Below are 17,544 nucleotides of genomic sequence, written 5' to 3'. Positions count from 1 at the left end.
CGTCGCGCCTAGACCGAGAATTCAAGAAACTGCTTCGAGCTACCGGCATTGGGGCGAGGCCTTCTGAACTTGGATTGTCACTAGTCTCACTTCCTATGCTAGCGGCCTTCGCGCCAAAGTCTGAGGCAGCGCGGATGCTGAACAGCGCGCAGTTTCGCGCCCCTTTGTACATCCTCGATAACCTGTACGGATTCGTTTTCCCTCGGCTAAGCGATGGGAGGTTCCACAACCACTGTCTTGCTATCGATTTCTGGGGGTCGAGGCTAGCCAAAATGCCCAAATTTTTAGCGGAAGACCTTTGGAAAATTCGAGCTGACACTCTACTGTCCGGTGGCGCGTTGTCGGGACGTTTGCTTTTCGAAAACCTCATTTCTTCGGAGGTGGACAGCATTAAGCGCAGTCAAGTTCCAGAGCTGGTAGTGCGATCAGAGTCACATCTTTTTGAAATAGTGACCGCACTCAAGGAGAGAGCTGCTGGAGCGAAAGATGTGCAGCTCTGGTTCAGGGGGCAACGCGCTGACCATAAGGTCCCCGACCGAAAATCACTCCTACCATTCGGCCTGACACCGTACTCGAACATCTCGGAGTCCAGCCTTGTGCCTTCGTTGTACAGACGCTTTGATGAGCACTTTGAGTCGTTTGATCTCTACGAACAATTTCTGCACGAGCTGACGGAGTGGGTAGATGCTGCTAGGCACATCATCCCCGACGACGCGTCTCTGTCCTCAAATTTCGTTCAGCGTAATCCGCATGCGTTGTCAGCGAGCGGTCTGACATCGTTCCAGCGTGGACTCGTCTTGCAGCAGTACGGCGCCCCCTCCACGTACCTAGACATAACCAGCGATCCAATGATCGCCACATGGTTTGCCACCCATAAATGCATTCAGGACGAGGTCGGTGTTCTCGACTTCTCATCCATGGAGTGGAGCGGCGATGACACGTCAAAATGGCCGACGATCTTTGTCTTGCCGTTGGTCGTTGGGGCGCACCCTTTCCTTGACCTTTCCTCGATCCTGCCTGGCGATGTAGCGCTTCGACCCAAGCGTCAATCCTGCGGCTTAATCGGCGGTGCGGGCAACCTTGCGCGAAACTATTGCGCTAGATATGTAGGTCTCAAGCTTCGTCTGCACCCACAGTTTCGAGTTCGCACACAGATACCTGCGGAACACTTGTTTCCTTCCGATGCGGAGGATCCTGCCATGCGGCACCTGCGTTCACTCGGCCTCGGCGCATTTGGCCGCCGCTTTCCGTTGACTAGCGTGTGCTCCAATTGACGGCTGAGCAACATCGAATTTCATAGTGGACTCTAAAAAGCGAGGAGGGTGTTAGACCATGGGCGCAGCCGCTCCCATAGTCGGTCGCATCGGCGAGTGATATCTGAGCACCTAGCGCAAGTTATCCGTTCCGGCCCCAGCTGTAGGCCTCCCTCCCTCGCTCGCACGCGACTGTGCAGGACCGACTGCTATTGGGCATCTGTTTCAGGGCACAGGTTGTCGGAACTAGTTCGAATTCCGCTTTGCTCTGAGGCAATTTAGGGCTTTTTGCTGTCGTCCGCGAACTAAGGCCTTCCATCTGGCCACGTAAAAGTAGATGCCTATATTGGCAAGCGCACTGCGTCTCTACCGAGAGGAAGTTTTTCTTTCAGTGCTAGCTTTCGCCAAAGCAGCCTTTACCTGCGCGATGCTCAGCCATGTTCGCTTCGAGTGGACTACGCGATGACAGTTTGAGCACAGGAGAACCAGATCAGCCACTTTGGTTTTTTCTCCAGGCTCCATTGTGTGGACCGGCTTTGTATGGTGAACATCAATGATGTTGGCTCCGACCTCTCCATACCTCTTCGAGAAGTCGAAATTGCAAGCAGCACAAATTAGCCGTCCTTGCTGCTTCATCGCTTGAGATTTCGCCTCAGCCACGAGCCTTCTGTCCCGCTCTCTGTATCGATGCATGCGTGTGACTAACCGACCTTCTTCGGCCTCCACTATGCCGAGTTCATCAGGCCCTGCAAGCTCCTCATCGGCCTGATGTTCGGTGATTCCCTGTCTAATGTATCCAGCTACTTCTGCCAACCTCTTAGGGTCGCTAGCAAACCTATCCCAAACACGAGCTTCGTCTTGGTTACCACGGGTCAAACCCGATTTTCCCTCTGCCATGTAGAGCGGATCGAAGCGTCGGAAGTTCATTAACTTCATGTAGACACCGTTCATGTTCCGATAGGTTTCACCTGTTCTCTGGCCCAGCACAGCGCCTAGCTTGTTCAGCACCTCAGATAGATCCTTGATCTCTGGAGAGTCTTTTGCTGGCGGCGAAGCGCGTTGCCGTATGTAGAGGTCGAGTGCGAGGATCAACTCGTCCCTTGACCATATAGCGTTGCGGTTTGCCCTCTTTTCCTCGATCACTGTACTGGTCGGTTCTTGCGTAGTGAACAACATGGTCCACGCTTTAATCGCTTGCTCTTCGGTCCCGAGCGCCTCTTTCCAAATCAGGTGTGCTTGCCCGGGAAGTCGCTCTGTTTCCCTCAAGACGCAATCAAAATCCTGATCGGTCCACTTTTTGAGTTGAGCTGCTCGCTGCATCTCTTGAACCGGGAATGCCCACGTCCTGCGCTCTTGAGACCATGCCAATTCAAACGGCTGCTCTGCGGCGAGGCCCAGAGGAGGAAGTCCTGCCCGATAGCATGCGAAGTCGATGCGCGATTGCAAGTTGCCGTGTGCACGGCCGTGTCTTTGCATGTCGTTCAGACCAATAGCTGCTGCACCTTCCTCATTGGTAAATGTAGGGATGATTCCTTCGTTGTCCAGGGCAGCATTCTTCAACCAAGTGATGAACGCTGTGGTCCTGGTCTGCGTTTCGCTGCTGTCTTGTGCAGGGGGATTCGACAATTCGTTGGGTAGGCCAAGGGCACTTCGGGCATACCAGTTGGCCCGCTCACTAAACTCCGTCGGATGGTCTAAGACGATCTGCTCGTAGGAGATGTCACTTTGTTTGGCCTCTGCAAGCGTCCGAAACCCCTCTGAGGGACTGTTTCTGCAAACGGCAGCTTCCGCAGCCCCCTTTAGTCCACGGTTGCGTATCTGATCGAAAGTGCGTGTTGCATTGCTTGATTGAAGCTTTTTAAGCGCTACGTACTGACTAACGGCCAAAACAATCTTTTCTTCTGCAGGGGATAGGCTGGTTAGGTCAAGCCCTGTCTTTTGGGCCACCAATTCTCGTCCTAGTTCTACTGCGCGTTGGTCAAGCGCCAACTTGACTTCGGGCGTGAGCCGACCTCTCGCATCGGCATTCTTTCTAAATTCTTGATGCTCCTGCCAGTCTCGCAACCCAGCAATCGTTCGAGCAATTTTTTCGTCCATGAGCCCCTCACTCTCAGTATTCAAAACAAGTCGACACAAATGCAAGGACTAATTATGAATACACCGTATCCGGCCAGCGAATGAGTCAGCCTCCGAGACCGCTATATGGCGAAGGGGACTGAGAAGCTTTGAAGCTGAGAAAGGATTTTGGCGTTAAACGCTGAGGAGAATTTGATTGAGAAATATCATCAACGTCCTTCGTGAATATGTGCATTTGATGACCTGAGGAGTGCTATCGGCTGGGAAAGGCTCCAGGCAGAAAATCCACACCAGTTCTACGCACCAATTCGGCATAACTGATAGGTTTGGAGCCGCGTGTCTCATTGCTATTGGCATGCCAATAGGCCCATGCTATGTTTCGCTCTTCGTCGTAAACAAGCTTGAAAAGGTAGGTAGGGACGGCTACTTGTCCAGGTCCAATTGTTTGGAAACTCTCGAACACTGGCCCTGTGATTACGTAAACGTTTCCGCGCGATCTTGCAACGTAATGGCGGGTTGCCTTCTCGACACTGTTTGCCCAGGCGCCTCCATTGTGTTTGATTGCTTGTGGGACCATATTGGCTAAAGAGAAACTTTGGGCCATTGCCGAGGGAGTCGGCATGTCTCCTGCTGGTGCCATATGTCCACGTGACCAGCCACTGTGCTTGTAATCGTCCAGTGTGGCTCTTTCCTCTTTAGGCAGACGTCCTTCTTCATAAAACTTGTCGAAGCGTTTTTCATCAGCGTCTGCAATTGACTCGCGATCAAGTTTTTGCGCGACATATACGGGAGTCTTGCTCACGCCTGAATGCAGAATCGCAAAGGCGTCGAAGCACAATGCGCGCAACTTCGGTTGAGGCTTGACGACTGGTGGCTTTGATTTCGCAAAGAACTGGGGACACTTTGAAAAATCTGTAGAGGGTTGTGCAAATGATGTTTGGATCAGGCACAACGTTGCTAGGGTTAGAGTGTGTTTGACTAACATAAAGGACAGCATTGTCCGCGACACTTGTGAACCAAAGCTCCAACTTGTAAATTTGACAATCACCCGGAAATGGAAAGTCGTCCAATCGTTCTGCTAAGAACCAAAGATGCGATGCACCGGTACTCGATTCCTTGACTGATTAGCGCATTGCAGCACCTGAATAGACTCCCAAAAACTGATTAAGATTCCCAAAAATCAATATCAAGGGAGTGAAAATGGCGCGACGCAAGAAGTCCACGGGTGCTGATGTTTTTTTTGATCTGACATCCAAGATCCCATGGTGGCTGAGCCTGGCCATTGCCGCAGGTGGCTACTTTGTGCTGCACAAGATCGCAACGACGCCTGCGGCCCCTATCGTTCCCGGAAAGATGCCTGATGTCATGTCGGAGATTTTCCTAAAAGGTCTTGCAACCGGCGGTCAATACATAGTTCCCATTCTGTTTGTCGGTGTAGCAATCGCTTCTCTGGTTCGCTCAACGTTAACTAAAAGTACAGACAAGCCAGAGAGCTTCCAGCAGGCGATACCAACAGCTGTTCGTAAAGCATCGATGCCTTCGATAGCCTGTCCTGAATGTGGAGGTGCCATGGTCCATCACAGTGCCAAGCGCGGCGCCAATGCCGGCAATATGTTTTGGGGGTGTGCAAGTTATCCCCGCTGCAAAGGCACTCGCGCTCTCCAGTGACAAGCGCTAAGGCTTTCCCGGTTCAGGAGTGGCGCTCCACAGCAGCTGGCAGGTTGTTTACGGGTGCTTCGGACTGGAGACTGCGAATCGCCGGCGAACAGTTCGAGCTTAAGGTTGCAGGCACCGTAGTTCGGGACTCAATTCGAGCGTTGGAGAGCCTAAGGGTCAAGCCCGGTTGGTTCTGGTCAAGCATAGAGCTGCCGGACCCAGCTGGTGAGGTCCTGTCACTTGGTGGCATCTCGAACGGCGAGGGAAGGAGGCTGCAGTCTGTCTTGAACGCAGCGATTGCTCAGTTAAGGCGCAGTGAGCGTATTGCAGCTGTCCTCAAGGATTTCCAAGGCAGTATGGCGCCTGTCCTTGAATGGGCTTCGGCGTGCACCAAGGCATTGAGGACGCAGCTCAAGATGCGTGGCTGGATCACCAGAGAGGTATTGCAAGTTCAATTGCATGCCAAGCCAAGCATCTCCAAAGACATCCTCGAAACCCCGGAGGTGATGGTGCATCTCCGTAAAGAACCTGCAATCATCCAAGAAGCGATTCAGCTGTGGCAAGACGATCTGTATGCCTACGGTAAGCGCTTGAACCAGCAGCATCAAGCTAATCAGCTCGAGTCACAAGCTGACTTCTTCCAAAGGGTAGAAAAGTCACCCTTGACTCAAGAGCAAGTGCAAGCGGTCATCAACTTTGACAATCGAGTGTTGTTGGTGGCTTCCGCAGGTTCCGGAAAAACCTCCACCATGGTGGCCAAGGCAGGGTATGCCTTGCACAACGGCTACTTCTTGCCGGAGCAAATGCTCTTACTGTCCTTCAACAACGATGCTGCCAAAGAACTGTCTCAGCGCATCAAAGCCAGGCTTCAGCCCTTGGGTCTGCCGGCTGAGCGCGTCGTTGCAAAAACGTTTCACGCTTTCGGGCTCGATGTCATTGGTCAGGCAACAGGTAAGAAGCCCTCACTAGCGCCTTGGCTGGAAGGTGGTCAAGACCTTGAGCATTTGCTGAAACTGATTGATGAGCGCAAGGACGCGGATATCGTCTTCCGTACCCAGTGGGATCTCTTTCGGATAGTGCTGGGCCAAGACCTTCCCAAGTTCGGCAAGGAGATGGAGTTTCCAGATGGTTGGAATGCTCAAACCAAAGAAGAAGGCTTCTGGACGCTCAATAACGAGGTTGTCAAAAGCCGCGGTGAACAGTTGATTGCCAACTGGCTGTTCTACAACGGGGTGAAATATGTCTACGAGGCAGCCTATGAGGTGGAGACAGCAGATGCTCAACATCGGCAGTACCGCCCGGACTTCTACCTCACAGATGCCAACGCCTATCTAGAGCATTGGGCTTTGGATGACAACGGTGAGCCTCCGCCAGAGTTTGCAGGCTACAAGGAAGGCATGGTCTGGAAGAAGCAGCTCCACGCCCAACATGGGACTACCTTGTTGGAAACCACCATGGCGGACCTTTGGTCTGGTCAAGCCTTCCGATATCTAGAGATGGAGCTCACAAAGTTGGGGCTAGTTCTGGATCCCAACCCTGAACGTCCCGCTCCAGGACGCAAACCGATTGAAAATCCCCGACTTGCCAGAACTTTTCGCTCATTCCTTACCCATGCCAAAAGCAATCGTCTGAGTATTCAAGACTTGCGCAAGCGTTTGGAGAGCGGAGTGGTGGGTGTATTCCGCTTCCGACACAAGCTGTTCCTGGACCTGTACGAAAGGATCTCAACCCTTTGGGAAAACGAGCTCCAATCCTCCGGCTGCATTGACTTTGAGGACATGCTCAACCTGGCTGCCGACTGTGTGGAGCAGGGGAGATGGGACAGCCCTTACCAATTGGTCATGGTCGATGAGTTTCAGGATGCCAGCCAAGCTCGATCGCGCCTCGTAGCGTCTTTAGTACGTGGTCCTCACAAGCACCTGTTTGCAGTGGGAGATGACTGGCAGAGCATTAACCGTTTTGCCGGTGCTGACCTGTCAGTCATGACGAACTTCGAGACACGCTTTGGTCCCACAGTGACCATGAAGCTGGAAATAACCTTCCGTTGCCCTCAGTCTCTGTGCGACATCAGTAGTGCCTTTGTGCGGAAGAACCCCAAACAACTTGCCAAAGTGGTTCGCTCTCAACAACCTGCTCTCAAGGATCCGGTGAAGATTGTTCGGGTTACAGATGAACACGGAATCAGATCTGTCATTGCGAAGCGGATAGAGGAAATTGCGAGCACGGATCCCAAAGGTAAGAAGCACAAGATCTTGGTACTGGGGCGCTACAAGAAAGAAAGCGTCTACCTTCCCGCCAATGTTGATACCAGTCGTATTGATCTGGAGTTCATAACTGTGCATTCCTCCAAAGGGCTGGAGGCGGATCACATCATTCTTCCCCGAGTGACATCCGAGACCCTTGGTTTCCCCAGCAAGGTGGCTGACGATCCTGTGCTGCAACTTGCCATGCCATCGGGCGATGATTTCCAGTACGCGGAGGAGAGGAGGCTGTTTTATGTGGCGCTCACGCGTGCACGTCAGACAGTCACGCTGGTCACTATCGAACGCAAAGAGTCTCTTTTCATCGCGGAGCTCGTGAGAGAGCAGGGCATCTCTATCGAAGACCAAGTTCGCAATCAGGTTGCCAGTGAGATGTGTCCTCGATGCGGAGATGGATTCCTCACACAGAGGAAGGGCAAGTACGGACACTTCATCGCATGCACCAAGTATCCAAGGTGCGACTTCACGCGGAACATCACACGAGGCTTACGCCACTAGTGACTTGGCTGTGACTGGTCGATGATTCGAACGGATCATGTCTAACCGGACCCAGTCGACCCGCTTCTGACAAAGTTGAAGCTACGACACCTTAAAAGCTTTAGCTCCTCGAAATCAATGTGTCGCTCAGCCTCCGCCAGTTCCTTCAAAAAATGCCGCGCTAAGTGGCTTCATCAGTATTTCTTTAAGGTTAACATTACGTGAATAAAACCGAATTTTTTGATTTTGTATTTGGCTTATGGCCAATCGCGTGTTCCGGCAAAAATCAGCAATAAGTGGCGAAAGACCGCTTGTTCAACTTTTCTTCAGGGTGGTGTGGGATGGGGCTTTTTCGTAAGCTTTTAGAGTGGCTGTCGCCAAAGCCCAAACATTTGAAGCGTAAGTGGGACCCCCATACGAATCCCATTGATATTCGCTCTATCGAGAAAGACCTCAAACTTCGTGAAGAAGGCGCCAGACTTGGTGCTGCAGGCATCCCACTTCCTTCAGACGCACACTTATGCGGCCCGGAAACTAAGGCGCTGCTGGCTATAGAGCAGGCTCGCACAGACTACGTTGAGTGGGGACAACTCCGCCTCAAGTCACTCAATGGTGAGCTAACCCGACTGGATGTCAGTCCTTCTATTCATGCTGGGGAAGATAGTGCCAATGAGTTTGAGCGACTTGCCAGTGTTCGTATTTCTGCCAATGCCCCAGAAATCAGACGCTTGGAGTCAATAGCCAGTTCTCGAAGAGAAGCCTTTGAACGCTTTCGAGAAGCCAACCAACGGCATGAGCTACCTCACTATCCACAAGGGTGGCACAAGGCGTTGCGATATGTCGTTGCGCTTGCCCTTATTGCGGTTGAGGCGGTAGCCAACTCACAGTTCTTTGCGCAGGGGTTGTCAGGCGGACTGCTGCAGGGTTTTGTTCAGGCATTGGTTGCTGCTGCGCTCAACGTTGCCGTCTCTTTCGCTGCAGGTCACCTTCTCGTGAAGTATGTGCATCATGTGAAGCCGGTCAAGGTGGTCTTAGGTGTCATCTCCATTGTTGTGCTTTTGTGTTTCATTCTCGGTCTAGGGCTTTTGGTTGCGCATTACCGTGAAGCGCTGGTACTTGGACTAGAAAATGCTGAGTCAGCAGCATTAGAAGCATTTCTGATCGCTCCGTTCCGACTCACCGAAGTGTCCTCCATGGTGTTGCTCCTGGTAAGCGTCGGTTTCGCGTTAGTGGCGGTGTTTGATGGTTACAAACTAGATGACAGCTACCCCGGATATGGGAAAGAACATCGTAAGTTGCTAGAGGCGGAGGAGGCTTACTCTGGAGGGCTTGATAGTCTTCAGGATATGTTGGAAGAGCTGAAGACAGCCCAGCTTGAAAAAGTCGACTTTGCGCTTGCACATTCTGAGACCGCCATTGTGAGCATCAAGAATGTGATTTCGGACAAGGATCGTTGCCGGGACGATTTGAGCAACATGATTGCAGACTCCCCCTCTATGTTGAGCGCACTGCTTGCAGAGTTCAGGACCGAGAACATGACGACGCGGCAACTAAATGGACATGCGACTCCAAATAGCTTCAGCTCTCAACCTGCGCTCCATGAGCTGCGTGTACCCAATTTTGATACGACAGCCGATCTTGAAAGTTTGGCTAAACAAGAAGCATTGCTCATGGAATTTCGATTGAAGGCACCGCAAATTCGGGCGCATATTCAGTCTGGCTTTACCGCGCATTTCAATTCCCTTCGAACACTCTCTAGCCATTTCGAAGCAGAGAACAATGGCACTGCGCTGGCTTCTTGAAATCTGATCACAGAGTCCGGAAAATCTGAGAAATGACTCAATGAACTACCGCATACGCCAATCAAAAAAAGGACCCTCGGCCGGAACGATCATCGGTATCGCGTTCGGTTCGTTGCTCATCATTGGTGCCATAGTCGCAGGGATCTATAGCGTCGTCTTTCGCGAAAAGCCTGCAGATCGGCTGACGCTTTGCCCAGCATCTGGCCCTTTGGGCCACGTGATAGTGCTTGTGGACAAGTCTGATCCGATGGGCTTCACACAACGCAAGGACTTCGAAGTTCTCTATCGAGATATTGTTACAACATTGGTGCCCAAACATCATCTGTTGTCGGTGTACGCGCTTGCTGACGACTTCAAGGCGACTTCTGAGCCACTCTTGGAGCTGTGCAATCCAGGCGATGGGAGTGATGTAAGTCAGCTCAACGGCAATCCAGCGATGGTGAAAAAAGCATTTGATTCGAAGTATCTCCGTCCTATGGTTGACCTGTCAGACCAGCTATTGACAGACAAACCTGGGAAAGCTTCCCCTATTTTGGAAATGGTACAGCTCGTAGGCATTACCGGATTCAATAAGCGTGCAGTTGCTGGAGAGCATCGTTTGATCATCATTTCTGACATGGTTCAAAACAGTCCACAGTTGAACATGTACAAAGGTGTTCCCACGTATGCAACTTTTGCAGGCACTCCATATGGGCAGAAGACTTTGGCCGATTTGAAGGGAGCAAAAGTCGAAATACGAATGCTGCTGAACACTCCCGCGGTGCAAGGGGAGGGCCTGCTTAATTTCTGGCGTCAGTACATCAAACAAAGTGGTGGAAGCGTAGTCGCCTACGAACCAATTAAGGGATAACGACAGACGTTGTTTTCTCCTGCTCTCTCGCAATTCACATTCAGGATATTTACCGTGTTGCAAGCATTACCCACGATCCGTGTCCAACGGCTATTTGCGTTGGCTGTGGCGCTAAAGATTGCCTTTGCAGTTACTGGCTACTTAGTGGGTGACCCACTTTGGCTTGGTATGGCCGCACCCATGGCAGTCATGGTTTTGTACATGTATGTCGGTTACTACAAACGTGAGAGTGATGTATCGGAAGATAAGTTTGCCGATAGCTGTTATTACATCGGATTTATCTTCACCATCGTGTCCATCATCATGTGTTTGATCGATGTACCCAAACTTTCGCCCGGTCGAGGCATGTACGAAATTGCCATGCGCTTCGGAACTGCGATGGTCAGCACGGTCTTGGGAATGATCGTTCGTGTCTATCTCGTGAGCTTCCGCAAAGATTCAGCAGATGCGATCAAAGATGTTGAAGCATCTCTTCTTGAGTCCACTCGAGCTTTCACATTGCAAATGCAGGACACGGTGAAGAATCTTCAGATGTTTCAGCATGACGTGATTGATGCATCGAAAGCCTCTGTTGCCGGAGTGCAATTGCAGGTGGAGGCATTGGGGCGCAACTTCGCGGAAAGTCTCGATCAGTTCTACAAGCAAGTTGCTCAAAACAACCAAAATGCCTCCGAGGAAATGTTGCTTGAGGTGAAACGTGCTACTGCAAATCTTGCCGAGGCTGTGACGACTTATTCCGGGGGTATGCAAGGTCATTTGCGATCTATAGAAACTCAGATTAATCAGTTCACAAACTCAGTCACAGCTCGCCTGGAGAGCACCACATTTCCGGATGATTATTTTGTTGAGCAGATGCAACTTCCACTCAACAGCTTGAAGAACGAAGCTCTTGAGCTGGCTGGCAGCGTGCGTGGTGTTTCAGAGCAAGTTGTCGAGTCTTCTGTATCTATCTCTGAGACGCTGAAAGCGTTTCATACAAAGACCAGAAAAGCACAAGATGCGATGGGAACTGTCCTGGCACTCACTGAGCAACAAGCCTCTGTACTTCGAAACTCCGAGATCCAAAGTTCTGTTCTTGCGGAATTGACAATGCGCTTAGAAGACCTAGGTGCATCACTTAGAGCCTCGGTCGAAAAGATCAATAGCAACAGTGATCTCACAGGTGTTGTAGCACAGCTATCCGCGCAGACGGGAGATTTACAGGCAGAAGTAGGGGATCGGATACTCGCGCTTGCTGATCTGATGGAGAAGCAAGCAGACGCGACAAATACTGCAGCTCGTCGGCACGATGCTCAATTCGAGACGTCTCGCCAAGAGACTCTCGCTGTTATGACTTCCGTGGAAAGGAATTCTCTTGAAACTGCAAACTCTAGCAGGGGCATTGCAGCAGCATTGGAGGACATCGCTTCGAAAACCGACAAGAGCATACAAGTCAATTCCGACTTGTTAAATCTGACGCGTAATGCGGTAGACGACGCAATCAAAGTTGCTCAAAGAGCGTTGGATTTAGCGAAGTCGGTTAAAGACCCGGACATGTCTGCCCGGTCTGGTTCCGCGCCTGCATCAAATGCAAATGCAGCGTTTAACAACTCAGAGTCTATTGGTATGAATCCGTCAAAAGCGCCGGACGGGGAGAACACTCAATTTACAAGTGCGTGATTGGTTTGATTGTTGTTTCCATTGTGCATTCAGCAACTAGGTCATTTAACTCTGACTTTCTCGATGACTTGAGGTAATCCTTTGGCTAGTAAAAATGATCAGGTCTTTCCTGTCTCGCTCAGTGAGATTGCATTCATTTTGATTTTTGTACTCATGCTTTTGCTTGGTTTCATGATCATGCAAGAGCGTAAAGATAAGGACGATGCACTTAGCGAGCTTGCGAACGCGAGGCACGCTGAGGATGCTGTGGCGATTACTGAGGTTATGAATCGTGCACAGGAAAAGCTCCAGAATGCTCTGATCGAGCGGGGTGTAAATAACCCTGCCGAAGTTGTGCAGGCACTTGTGAATGCTGGAGAGGAATCTGCCAAACATAAGAGAATTCAGCAGGAATCTCTGGATCTGACCAAGAAGTTAGTGGCATTAGAGGAGCTTCGATCGCAGATTGAAGAGGCTGGCCAGGATAAAGCAGACAAAGTAACTCGTGAGCGCGTTGAGTCTGCGCTTGAGCTCCAACAGCAAATTGAAGCGCTGGTAAGTGAATCCAACCATTCAGAAAATGGGAAGTCGCAGACCTCGGATACGAAGCAGCTCGCTTTGGATCGTGTCAAAGAAGCTATAGACGCGTCTAGAGAATTGCGTGATCAGGCCAAGAAGAAGCTCAACATAGAAGTCAAGCCAGGAGGCGTGGTGAATTTGGTGCGTGACGTCGTAGAGGGGGCGCGCATAGCTGCGGCAATGACTACTGGTAAATCGTCTCTCGCAACATTGAACGCTGAGAACGACAAACTTAAGACGCAAGTTGCTTTTTATGAAAAGCGGGACAAATTGCGCGGTTTGGACCATCCACCGTGCTGGATGGACAAAGAATCGAAAATTGAATACATCTTCAATGTCCAGACTACACCAGGTGGTTTTGTAGTGACTCCTGGGTGGCCTTCAAACAGGGAAAACGACGCTCGTGCAACCGACGGGTTCGCTGCCTTGATGGATGGCAAAGGGACGCCTTTGAGCGCGAGTCAGTTCCAGCTGGGCGCCAAACCATATCTCGATTACGGTAAGCGGCAAACTCCCGAGTGCCGGCACTTTGTGTTTCTGTCATCTTCAATTACTGAGGCTGATCGTCGAGACAATGCTCGTCGTTTAGTGAACTCATTTTTTTATGTTCTTGAGAGACGCGCCGCTACATCTCAACAGTGAGATTTCATGCTGATCACGAGCTAAGCGCACTAAAGTTTCGGCCGATGCACATCAAGGGTCTTCCGATACTCAAAAAAAGTAAACGACATACGGGTCAGCTATGCATTCGTTGCTGAAACGCCGCTGCTTTTCTCTGGCTATTGAGGTCTTTTTTGTTTCAAGAAAATGCGGAAGAACTGGTGTCTATGTTTCCTGCGCTGATCAATAGCTAGTTGGTGACGGATAGATTTTGACAATTTGTCGCACTTACTAGCTTGTGTTTGTGCCAAACCCACTAGTAAAAAAATTGGTACGCCACGCACGACATGTTTTCATGCACGGGACCAGCGGGCCGTTTCTTACAGCTTTATTTTTGCGAGTTTGGCTGTAGCCTTTTCGCACAACTGATGTTGTGCGAAAAGGCCAATTGCGTAATGGTTTGAATGGGCTCAAGCCTTTTTAGCGTTCATGTGATTCCCGTTGAACAAGTGTTCACCTGTTTTGGACTCTAGCTTTGCTGATAACGAATTTGTAACGCCAGTGTGTTTCTTCTGGGTACTCGATACGTCGTCTGTGGGATAAAACTCTTCTTGAACATTCCTCGCTTCTTCGGTTGACTCTTCAAACTCCCCCGCTGCAAAGCCCAAGCGAGCTGCCTCATCTAAACTTTGCTGGTCGATACCAGCAGCCTCGCGCGCTTCATACGCCTGTTTTGCCTCAGTCACGGCATCCAGCAAAGTCATCCCTGTCCTAATTGTGAGATCCACGTAGTAGATTGGCGCCCTGTGTGACTGGGTCGTAGATTTGCCTCGCAACTTGAGTTCCATGGGAAGCATTGCCAGATGTCCACCCGAGATCGCATGGAAGTACTTCAACCGTGCCGTCAAGGTCCGAATGGAGTTATGGCCTGTGGTTCGGAAGATGAAGGAACCCAGTTCGTCCTCTTCTCCAATCAACACATTGAGTCGTCCATAAGGTTTACAGAGTCCCCTCTGACCTAAGTGGCAGCCGTCAGGTCCTGGACATGGGAGTTCTTGGATTCCTTCAGCCGTAGATCTATTGCAAGTTTCACCGTTGCCCACACACATAGGCCTCCCAGTCTGGCGATCAAAGTAGTGATAGCTGGCTCGTAGGTTTAAGTCCGGATCATTGAACATCACACGCACCGGGATAGAGCGCAGTTTGTTATTGGCGTTGCCGTCTTTACGCAGGCTTTGGTTCAGCGGGTGCAGCATCCAGCCGTCTTTAGTCTGGACCTGGGTGGTGATGGTGAACTCGTCGTCTTTTTCAGGAAGTCGACGTCCGTTTTTCTCCACCACTTTACCGATGGAGATGCGTCCCACGATGGGGGGCGTAATGGCCATTCCTTTGAGCATGATGTGCTTTCCTTTTCATTGAACAAAAAAATTAGCCTCACGCCGGTTTTCCCGGGGTGAGGCTTATGGGGTTGAAGTAAAGAATTTGCTGCTGGCTTTGGTTTGCTGTAAGGCTCCATCAGCTCTTAGCCAAATTGACCAGAAATCGCCTGCTGCCGGCCTTGGGGATGGCATAGGCTTCTTGGTACTCAGGATGGTCAGTCAGAAGTTTGGATAAGTTGAACTCCACCCCGTCCTTGCTGCGTCTCCAAGTAACCTCGCCGGTTTCAAACACCGCTTTGGACGCATCCCCCATCCGTTGCTGGATTCGTTGCTTGAGCAGCGCTTCCTGCTTGGTATGGATATCCAAGGTTTGGCGTACTGCCACCAAGTCAGAGAAGGCGGCGGACATCTCCATATCCTGGCTGAAGTCCACGATAGATCCGACATCGTTGGGATACAGACGCCGAAGCGCCTGATCCGCAGAGTCAGAGCCATCCACTGGTGGGGCTATATCCGACTGGACATAGCCCCAGAACACCTCCTCCAGCTGGATCAGACGATCAATCAACAGGTCGTCCCGCTTGATGCGGTGGATCTGAAGTTCCTGACCTCCGATCAGGACAGCGACGTCGGCTGCCCGTTTGCCGGTGACTGCAAGCTGGTGTTGTACCTGCAGAGCCACGTAATCCGGGACACCGTCTTTCCAGAGACGGGCACCGTGTACACCGGCTGTTTTGCACTCCAGGATCTGGACTTCGGGCACACCCAACACCTCTCGGTCGAGGTTGGCCAGCAACCAGGGGTGGTCTGGGTGCTGCAGGACAGCGTTGACCTTGCGGACACGGTTGCCGGTGCGCTTTGCATAGGACGCAGCAACAATGGGCTCCAGCAGAGTGCCCCAGTACATCGGGGTGGAGTCATCATTGACGTCGATGGGAGCAAAGAGGTCATCACGACCGGTTTTCTCCATCCAGAGGGCGAGTTGAGATTTGTAGGGATTCAGGCCTACTGCAGCAGCTGCATCGGAGCTGCCAATCCCGTTTCGGCGAACCGAGAGCCAGTCTTCTCGCCTGAGGTCATTGGTCTTCACCAGCTTGAGTGCTGGGCGTGGCCGGGCTTCCCGGTCCACTGCGATAGCTTTGGACATGGGTTTCCTTTCAATTGTGAATATGGATGAGGCTTTGAACTGAGGTCAGGCCACCAGCTGCATGGCGTGGTCTAGGGCACGTGCTTTGAGGGCAGCACCCTGACCAAACCAAGCGGAATCCAGGCGGTAGTCCGTGCTGCGTGCACGGCGTTCGTGGTCTACGTATTCGGTGACCGCATTGAGCAGTCCCCAAGCGGTCCCGGCAGCAGAGTCCATGTCTGAGCCCTTACCTGCACCGTCGTACAACTCTTGCACACGCTTCAATGCCCGCTCGTTGACCAAGCCTCCTTTGGTGTTGGCGGGCTGGTCGGTATGGCACAGGACATTGAGGAAGTAGTTCAGAGACTCGTGCGACTTCACTTTGCGCTCGGAGAGGGTTTTCATACGGTACATGAAGCCATCCCAGTGCGATACGGCAATGCCCAATTGCTTTTTGACGGCTTGGCCATCGAACGTGGTGCTGTGGGGGACTTTGACCGCGCTGTTCGCACCATTGAGCGCAACGGTCAGGGTGTTATTGCACACGACGCGAATAGAAGTCAATGTTGCGGTGGTGGCAAGGGTGCCATCGCAGCTGGTGGCTAGGAGGATGTAGCCGTTGACCTTGTCTTTTCCATTGAGCGTGCTTTCTTTGCCGGTCTTAGCCAAGGCCCAGAATTTCTTGCCGGCCTTCAAAACACCTGCCGTTTCGAGCTCGAAGCCGGAGATTTCTGTCAGGTCACGGTAGAACTCCAGCACTTCGCGGGGCTGCACTACCTGGTAGCGGTCGGAGACCACGGACAGCGGGGCTTTAGTGTCGCTGCGGTAGAGAACCTTTTGATCATCGAAACTCATGATGGAGCCAAGTGATCCTGCTTGTTCTGTCATGTAGCGGACTGGACTGGAACAGATCTGCCAGTCCATGCCAGCTTCTTTGGCCCATACATCGATGGACTGTTTGGGCGGGAGTGCGTTGCCCAGAGAATGCCAGGGGGTTTGGCCAATGTAAGCCATGGTTTGAACTTGATGTGCCATGAGTGGCTCCTTGAAGTGGTTTTGTTGGATAAGGGAGAAAAAGAGAAATGAGGGCAGCGACCTAGTGCGTTTCCCCGAAGACGTGTTCGCAATGCAGGCATTCGTAGTTTTCGAGGACACGTTCGTCCAGGACACCACCCAGCTTTGCACCGGCGACACCTACGGTTACTGCGCCAATCAAGCCTCCCAGGAGAGCGCCTGCGATACAGCCGATGGCAGACCCGGTGGGACCCACGATCAAACCGACGGTCATTCCGACGCGACCACCAGTAAGAGCACCACTGACACCAGTGAGTCCACCAGCGACGGTGCCGACTGCACCACCGGTACGGCGACCGACATTGCGTTGACGGATCAAGGTAGATCCGCATTGAGGACATGAAATAGACATGGAAAGGCTTTCGTGATGAGTTGAAAAACAGACAGCCACACATCTCCCTGCCATCCGGTAAGGGACAGGCATGGAGATGGACGGCACAAAACTCAGAGCTATCCAACGAGGTGTTGGATAGCTCTGAGTGGACTACAGCGAGGGATTGGGTAGGTCAGATCGACAGAACGTGGATCAGGGTTTCAGGCGAAAAATGAAGACTGCGTTGGGCGCGGTGCTAATGACCGAAAAAGAAGCAACTTGGATCAATCCACCTGCCGTAGGTCAAGTGAAGTATGTATGCCCAAAAGCTTTTAAGAAGGGGGTTAGCTCTGCAAAGTACAAAGTGCAAAGCGCTGAAACTACACGTACCGGCCGCAAGCTTGAAGGGCCCGAAATCGGTAAAAGTGAGGCGCTCGCCTGATAGACTGACATTACAAAA

General features: G+C 51.7%; 14 protein-coding genes. 8 read left to right on the top strand and 6 right to left on the bottom strand.

From position 1 onward, the window contains the following. The first annotated feature begins 272 nt into the window (after nucleotides 1-272). Complete coding sequence (locus AEP_RS03505; RefSeq protein ID WP_157673035.1) at nucleotides 273-1,274, top strand: FRG domain-containing protein; 1,002 nt, start codon at nucleotides 273-275, stop codon at nucleotides 1,272-1,274. 345 nt (nucleotides 1,275-1,619) lie between these two features. Here the strand turns inward: AEP_RS03505 and AEP_RS20830 are convergent, their stop codons facing one another. Beyond that, entirely contained in the window at nucleotides 1,620-3,350 is a 1,731-nt protein-coding gene (locus AEP_RS20830; RefSeq protein ID WP_198301894.1) for an HNH endonuclease, read from the bottom strand. A gap of 232 nt (nucleotides 3,351-3,582) precedes the next feature. After that, on the bottom strand, nucleotides 3,583-4,314 hold the full coding sequence (locus AEP_RS03495) for a DNA/RNA non-specific endonuclease (protein WP_232459917.1): 732 nt from the start codon (nucleotides 4,312-4,314) through the stop codon (nucleotides 3,583-3,585). A gap of 215 nt (nucleotides 4,315-4,529) precedes the next feature. On the opposite strand from AEP_RS03495, the gene AEP_RS03490 reads away from it, so the two are divergent. From AEP_RS03490 to AEP_RS03465, 6 genes are all read left to right on the top strand, one after another. Then, on the top strand, nucleotides 4,530-4,997 hold the full coding sequence (locus AEP_RS03490) for a topoisomerase DNA-binding C4 zinc finger domain-containing protein (protein WP_087494108.1): 468 nt from the start codon (nucleotides 4,530-4,532) through the stop codon (nucleotides 4,995-4,997). Next, the gene (locus AEP_RS03485; RefSeq protein ID WP_232459916.1) at nucleotides 4,994-7,744 is read left to right on the top strand and encodes a UvrD-helicase domain-containing protein; all 2,751 of its coding nucleotides are present in this window, start codon (nucleotides 4,994-4,996) and stop codon (nucleotides 7,742-7,744) included. Before AEP_RS03490 ends, AEP_RS03485 begins: the two co-directional genes overlap by 4 nt. Before the next feature lie 275 nt (nucleotides 7,745-8,019). After that, the gene (locus AEP_RS03480; RefSeq protein WP_157673034.1) at nucleotides 8,020-9,525 is read left to right on the top strand and encodes a hypothetical protein; all 1,506 of its coding nucleotides are present in this window, start codon (nucleotides 8,020-8,022) and stop codon (nucleotides 9,523-9,525) included. Between the two features lie 40 nt (nucleotides 9,526-9,565). Further along, the gene (locus AEP_RS03475) at nucleotides 9,566-10,375 is read left to right on the top strand and encodes a hypothetical protein (protein WP_087494105.1); all 810 of its coding nucleotides are present in this window, start codon (nucleotides 9,566-9,568) and stop codon (nucleotides 10,373-10,375) included. A 54-nt stretch (nucleotides 10,376-10,429) separates the two neighbouring features. Further along, nucleotides 10,430-12,034 (top strand): hypothetical protein, encoded by a 1,605-nt coding sequence (locus tag AEP_RS03470; RefSeq protein WP_087494104.1) that lies wholly within the window; start codon nucleotides 10,430-10,432, stop codon nucleotides 12,032-12,034. A gap of 81 nt (nucleotides 12,035-12,115) precedes the next feature. Next, entirely contained in the window at nucleotides 12,116-13,234 is a 1,119-nt protein-coding gene (locus tag AEP_RS03465) for a hypothetical protein (RefSeq protein ID WP_087494103.1), read from the top strand. A 428-nt stretch (nucleotides 13,235-13,662) separates the two neighbouring features. On the opposite strand, the gene AEP_RS03460 is transcribed toward AEP_RS03465, so the two are convergent. From AEP_RS03460 to AEP_RS03445, 4 genes are all read right to left on the bottom strand, one after another. Further along, complete coding sequence (locus tag AEP_RS03460) at nucleotides 13,663-14,589, bottom strand: recombination directionality factor (protein WP_087494102.1); 927 nt, start codon at nucleotides 14,587-14,589, stop codon at nucleotides 13,663-13,665. Nucleotides 14,590-14,707: 118 nt separating this feature from the next. After that, a complete protein-coding gene (locus AEP_RS03455) occupies nucleotides 14,708-15,718 on the bottom strand; it encodes a YqaJ viral recombinase family nuclease (RefSeq protein ID WP_087494101.1) in 1,011 nt (336 codons plus the stop codon). A gap of 45 nt (nucleotides 15,719-15,763) precedes the next feature. After that, entirely contained in the window at nucleotides 15,764-16,732 is a 969-nt protein-coding gene (locus tag AEP_RS03450; RefSeq protein WP_087494100.1) for a DUF932 domain-containing protein, read from the bottom strand. Between the two features lie 61 nt (nucleotides 16,733-16,793). Beyond that, complete coding sequence (locus AEP_RS03445) at nucleotides 16,794-17,123, bottom strand: hypothetical protein (protein WP_087494099.1); 330 nt, start codon at nucleotides 17,121-17,123, stop codon at nucleotides 16,794-16,796. Between the two features lie 193 nt (nucleotides 17,124-17,316). On the opposite strand from AEP_RS03445, the gene AEP_RS03440 reads away from it, so the two are divergent. Next, nucleotides 17,317-17,526, top strand: a complete 210-nt coding sequence (locus AEP_RS03440; protein WP_087494098.1) for a hypothetical protein — start codon at nucleotides 17,317-17,319, stop codon at nucleotides 17,524-17,526. Nucleotides 17,527-17,544 lie beyond the last annotated feature (18 nt).

Source organism: Curvibacter sp. AEP1-3, from assembly GCF_002163715.1.
In the GTDB taxonomy this organism is placed as follows: domain Bacteria; phylum Pseudomonadota; class Gammaproteobacteria; order Burkholderiales; family Burkholderiaceae_C; genus Allorhodoferax.
This window is presented reverse-complemented; position numbering and strand designations above follow the sequence as displayed.

Excerpts from the sequence above, each read along its gene's own strand:
- AEP_RS03505 (WP_157673035.1), top strand. The coding sequence starts at position 273 with ATGCCCAAATTTTTAGCGGAAGACCTTTGGAAAATTCGAGCTGACACT.
- AEP_RS20830 (WP_198301894.1), bottom strand. The coding sequence starts at position 3,350 with ATGGACGAAAAAATTGCTCGAACGATTGCTGGGTTGCGAGACTGGCAG.
- AEP_RS03495 (WP_232459917.1), bottom strand. The coding sequence starts at position 4,314 with ATGTTAGTCAAACACACTCTAACCCTAGCAACGTTGTGCCTGATCCAA.
- AEP_RS03490 (WP_087494108.1), top strand. The coding sequence starts at position 4,530 with ATGGCGCGACGCAAGAAGTCCACGGGTGCTGATGTTTTTTTTGATCTG.
- AEP_RS03475 (WP_087494105.1), top strand. The coding sequence starts at position 9,566 with ATGAACTACCGCATACGCCAATCAAAAAAAGGACCCTCGGCCGGAACG.
- AEP_RS03460 (WP_087494102.1), bottom strand. The coding sequence starts at position 14,589 with ATGCTCAAAGGAATGGCCATTACGCCCCCCATCGTGGGACGCATCTCC.
- AEP_RS03455 (WP_087494101.1), bottom strand. The coding sequence starts at position 15,718 with ATGTCCAAAGCTATCGCAGTGGACCGGGAAGCCCGGCCACGCCCAGCA.
- AEP_RS03450 (WP_087494100.1), bottom strand. The coding sequence starts at position 16,732 with ATGGCACATCAAGTTCAAACCATGGCTTACATTGGCCAAACCCCCTGG.
- AEP_RS03445 (WP_087494099.1), bottom strand. The coding sequence starts at position 17,123 with ATGTCTATTTCATGTCCTCAATGCGGATCTACCTTGATCCGTCAACGC.
- AEP_RS03440 (WP_087494098.1), top strand. The coding sequence starts at position 17,317 with ATGAAGACTGCGTTGGGCGCGGTGCTAATGACCGAAAAAGAAGCAACT.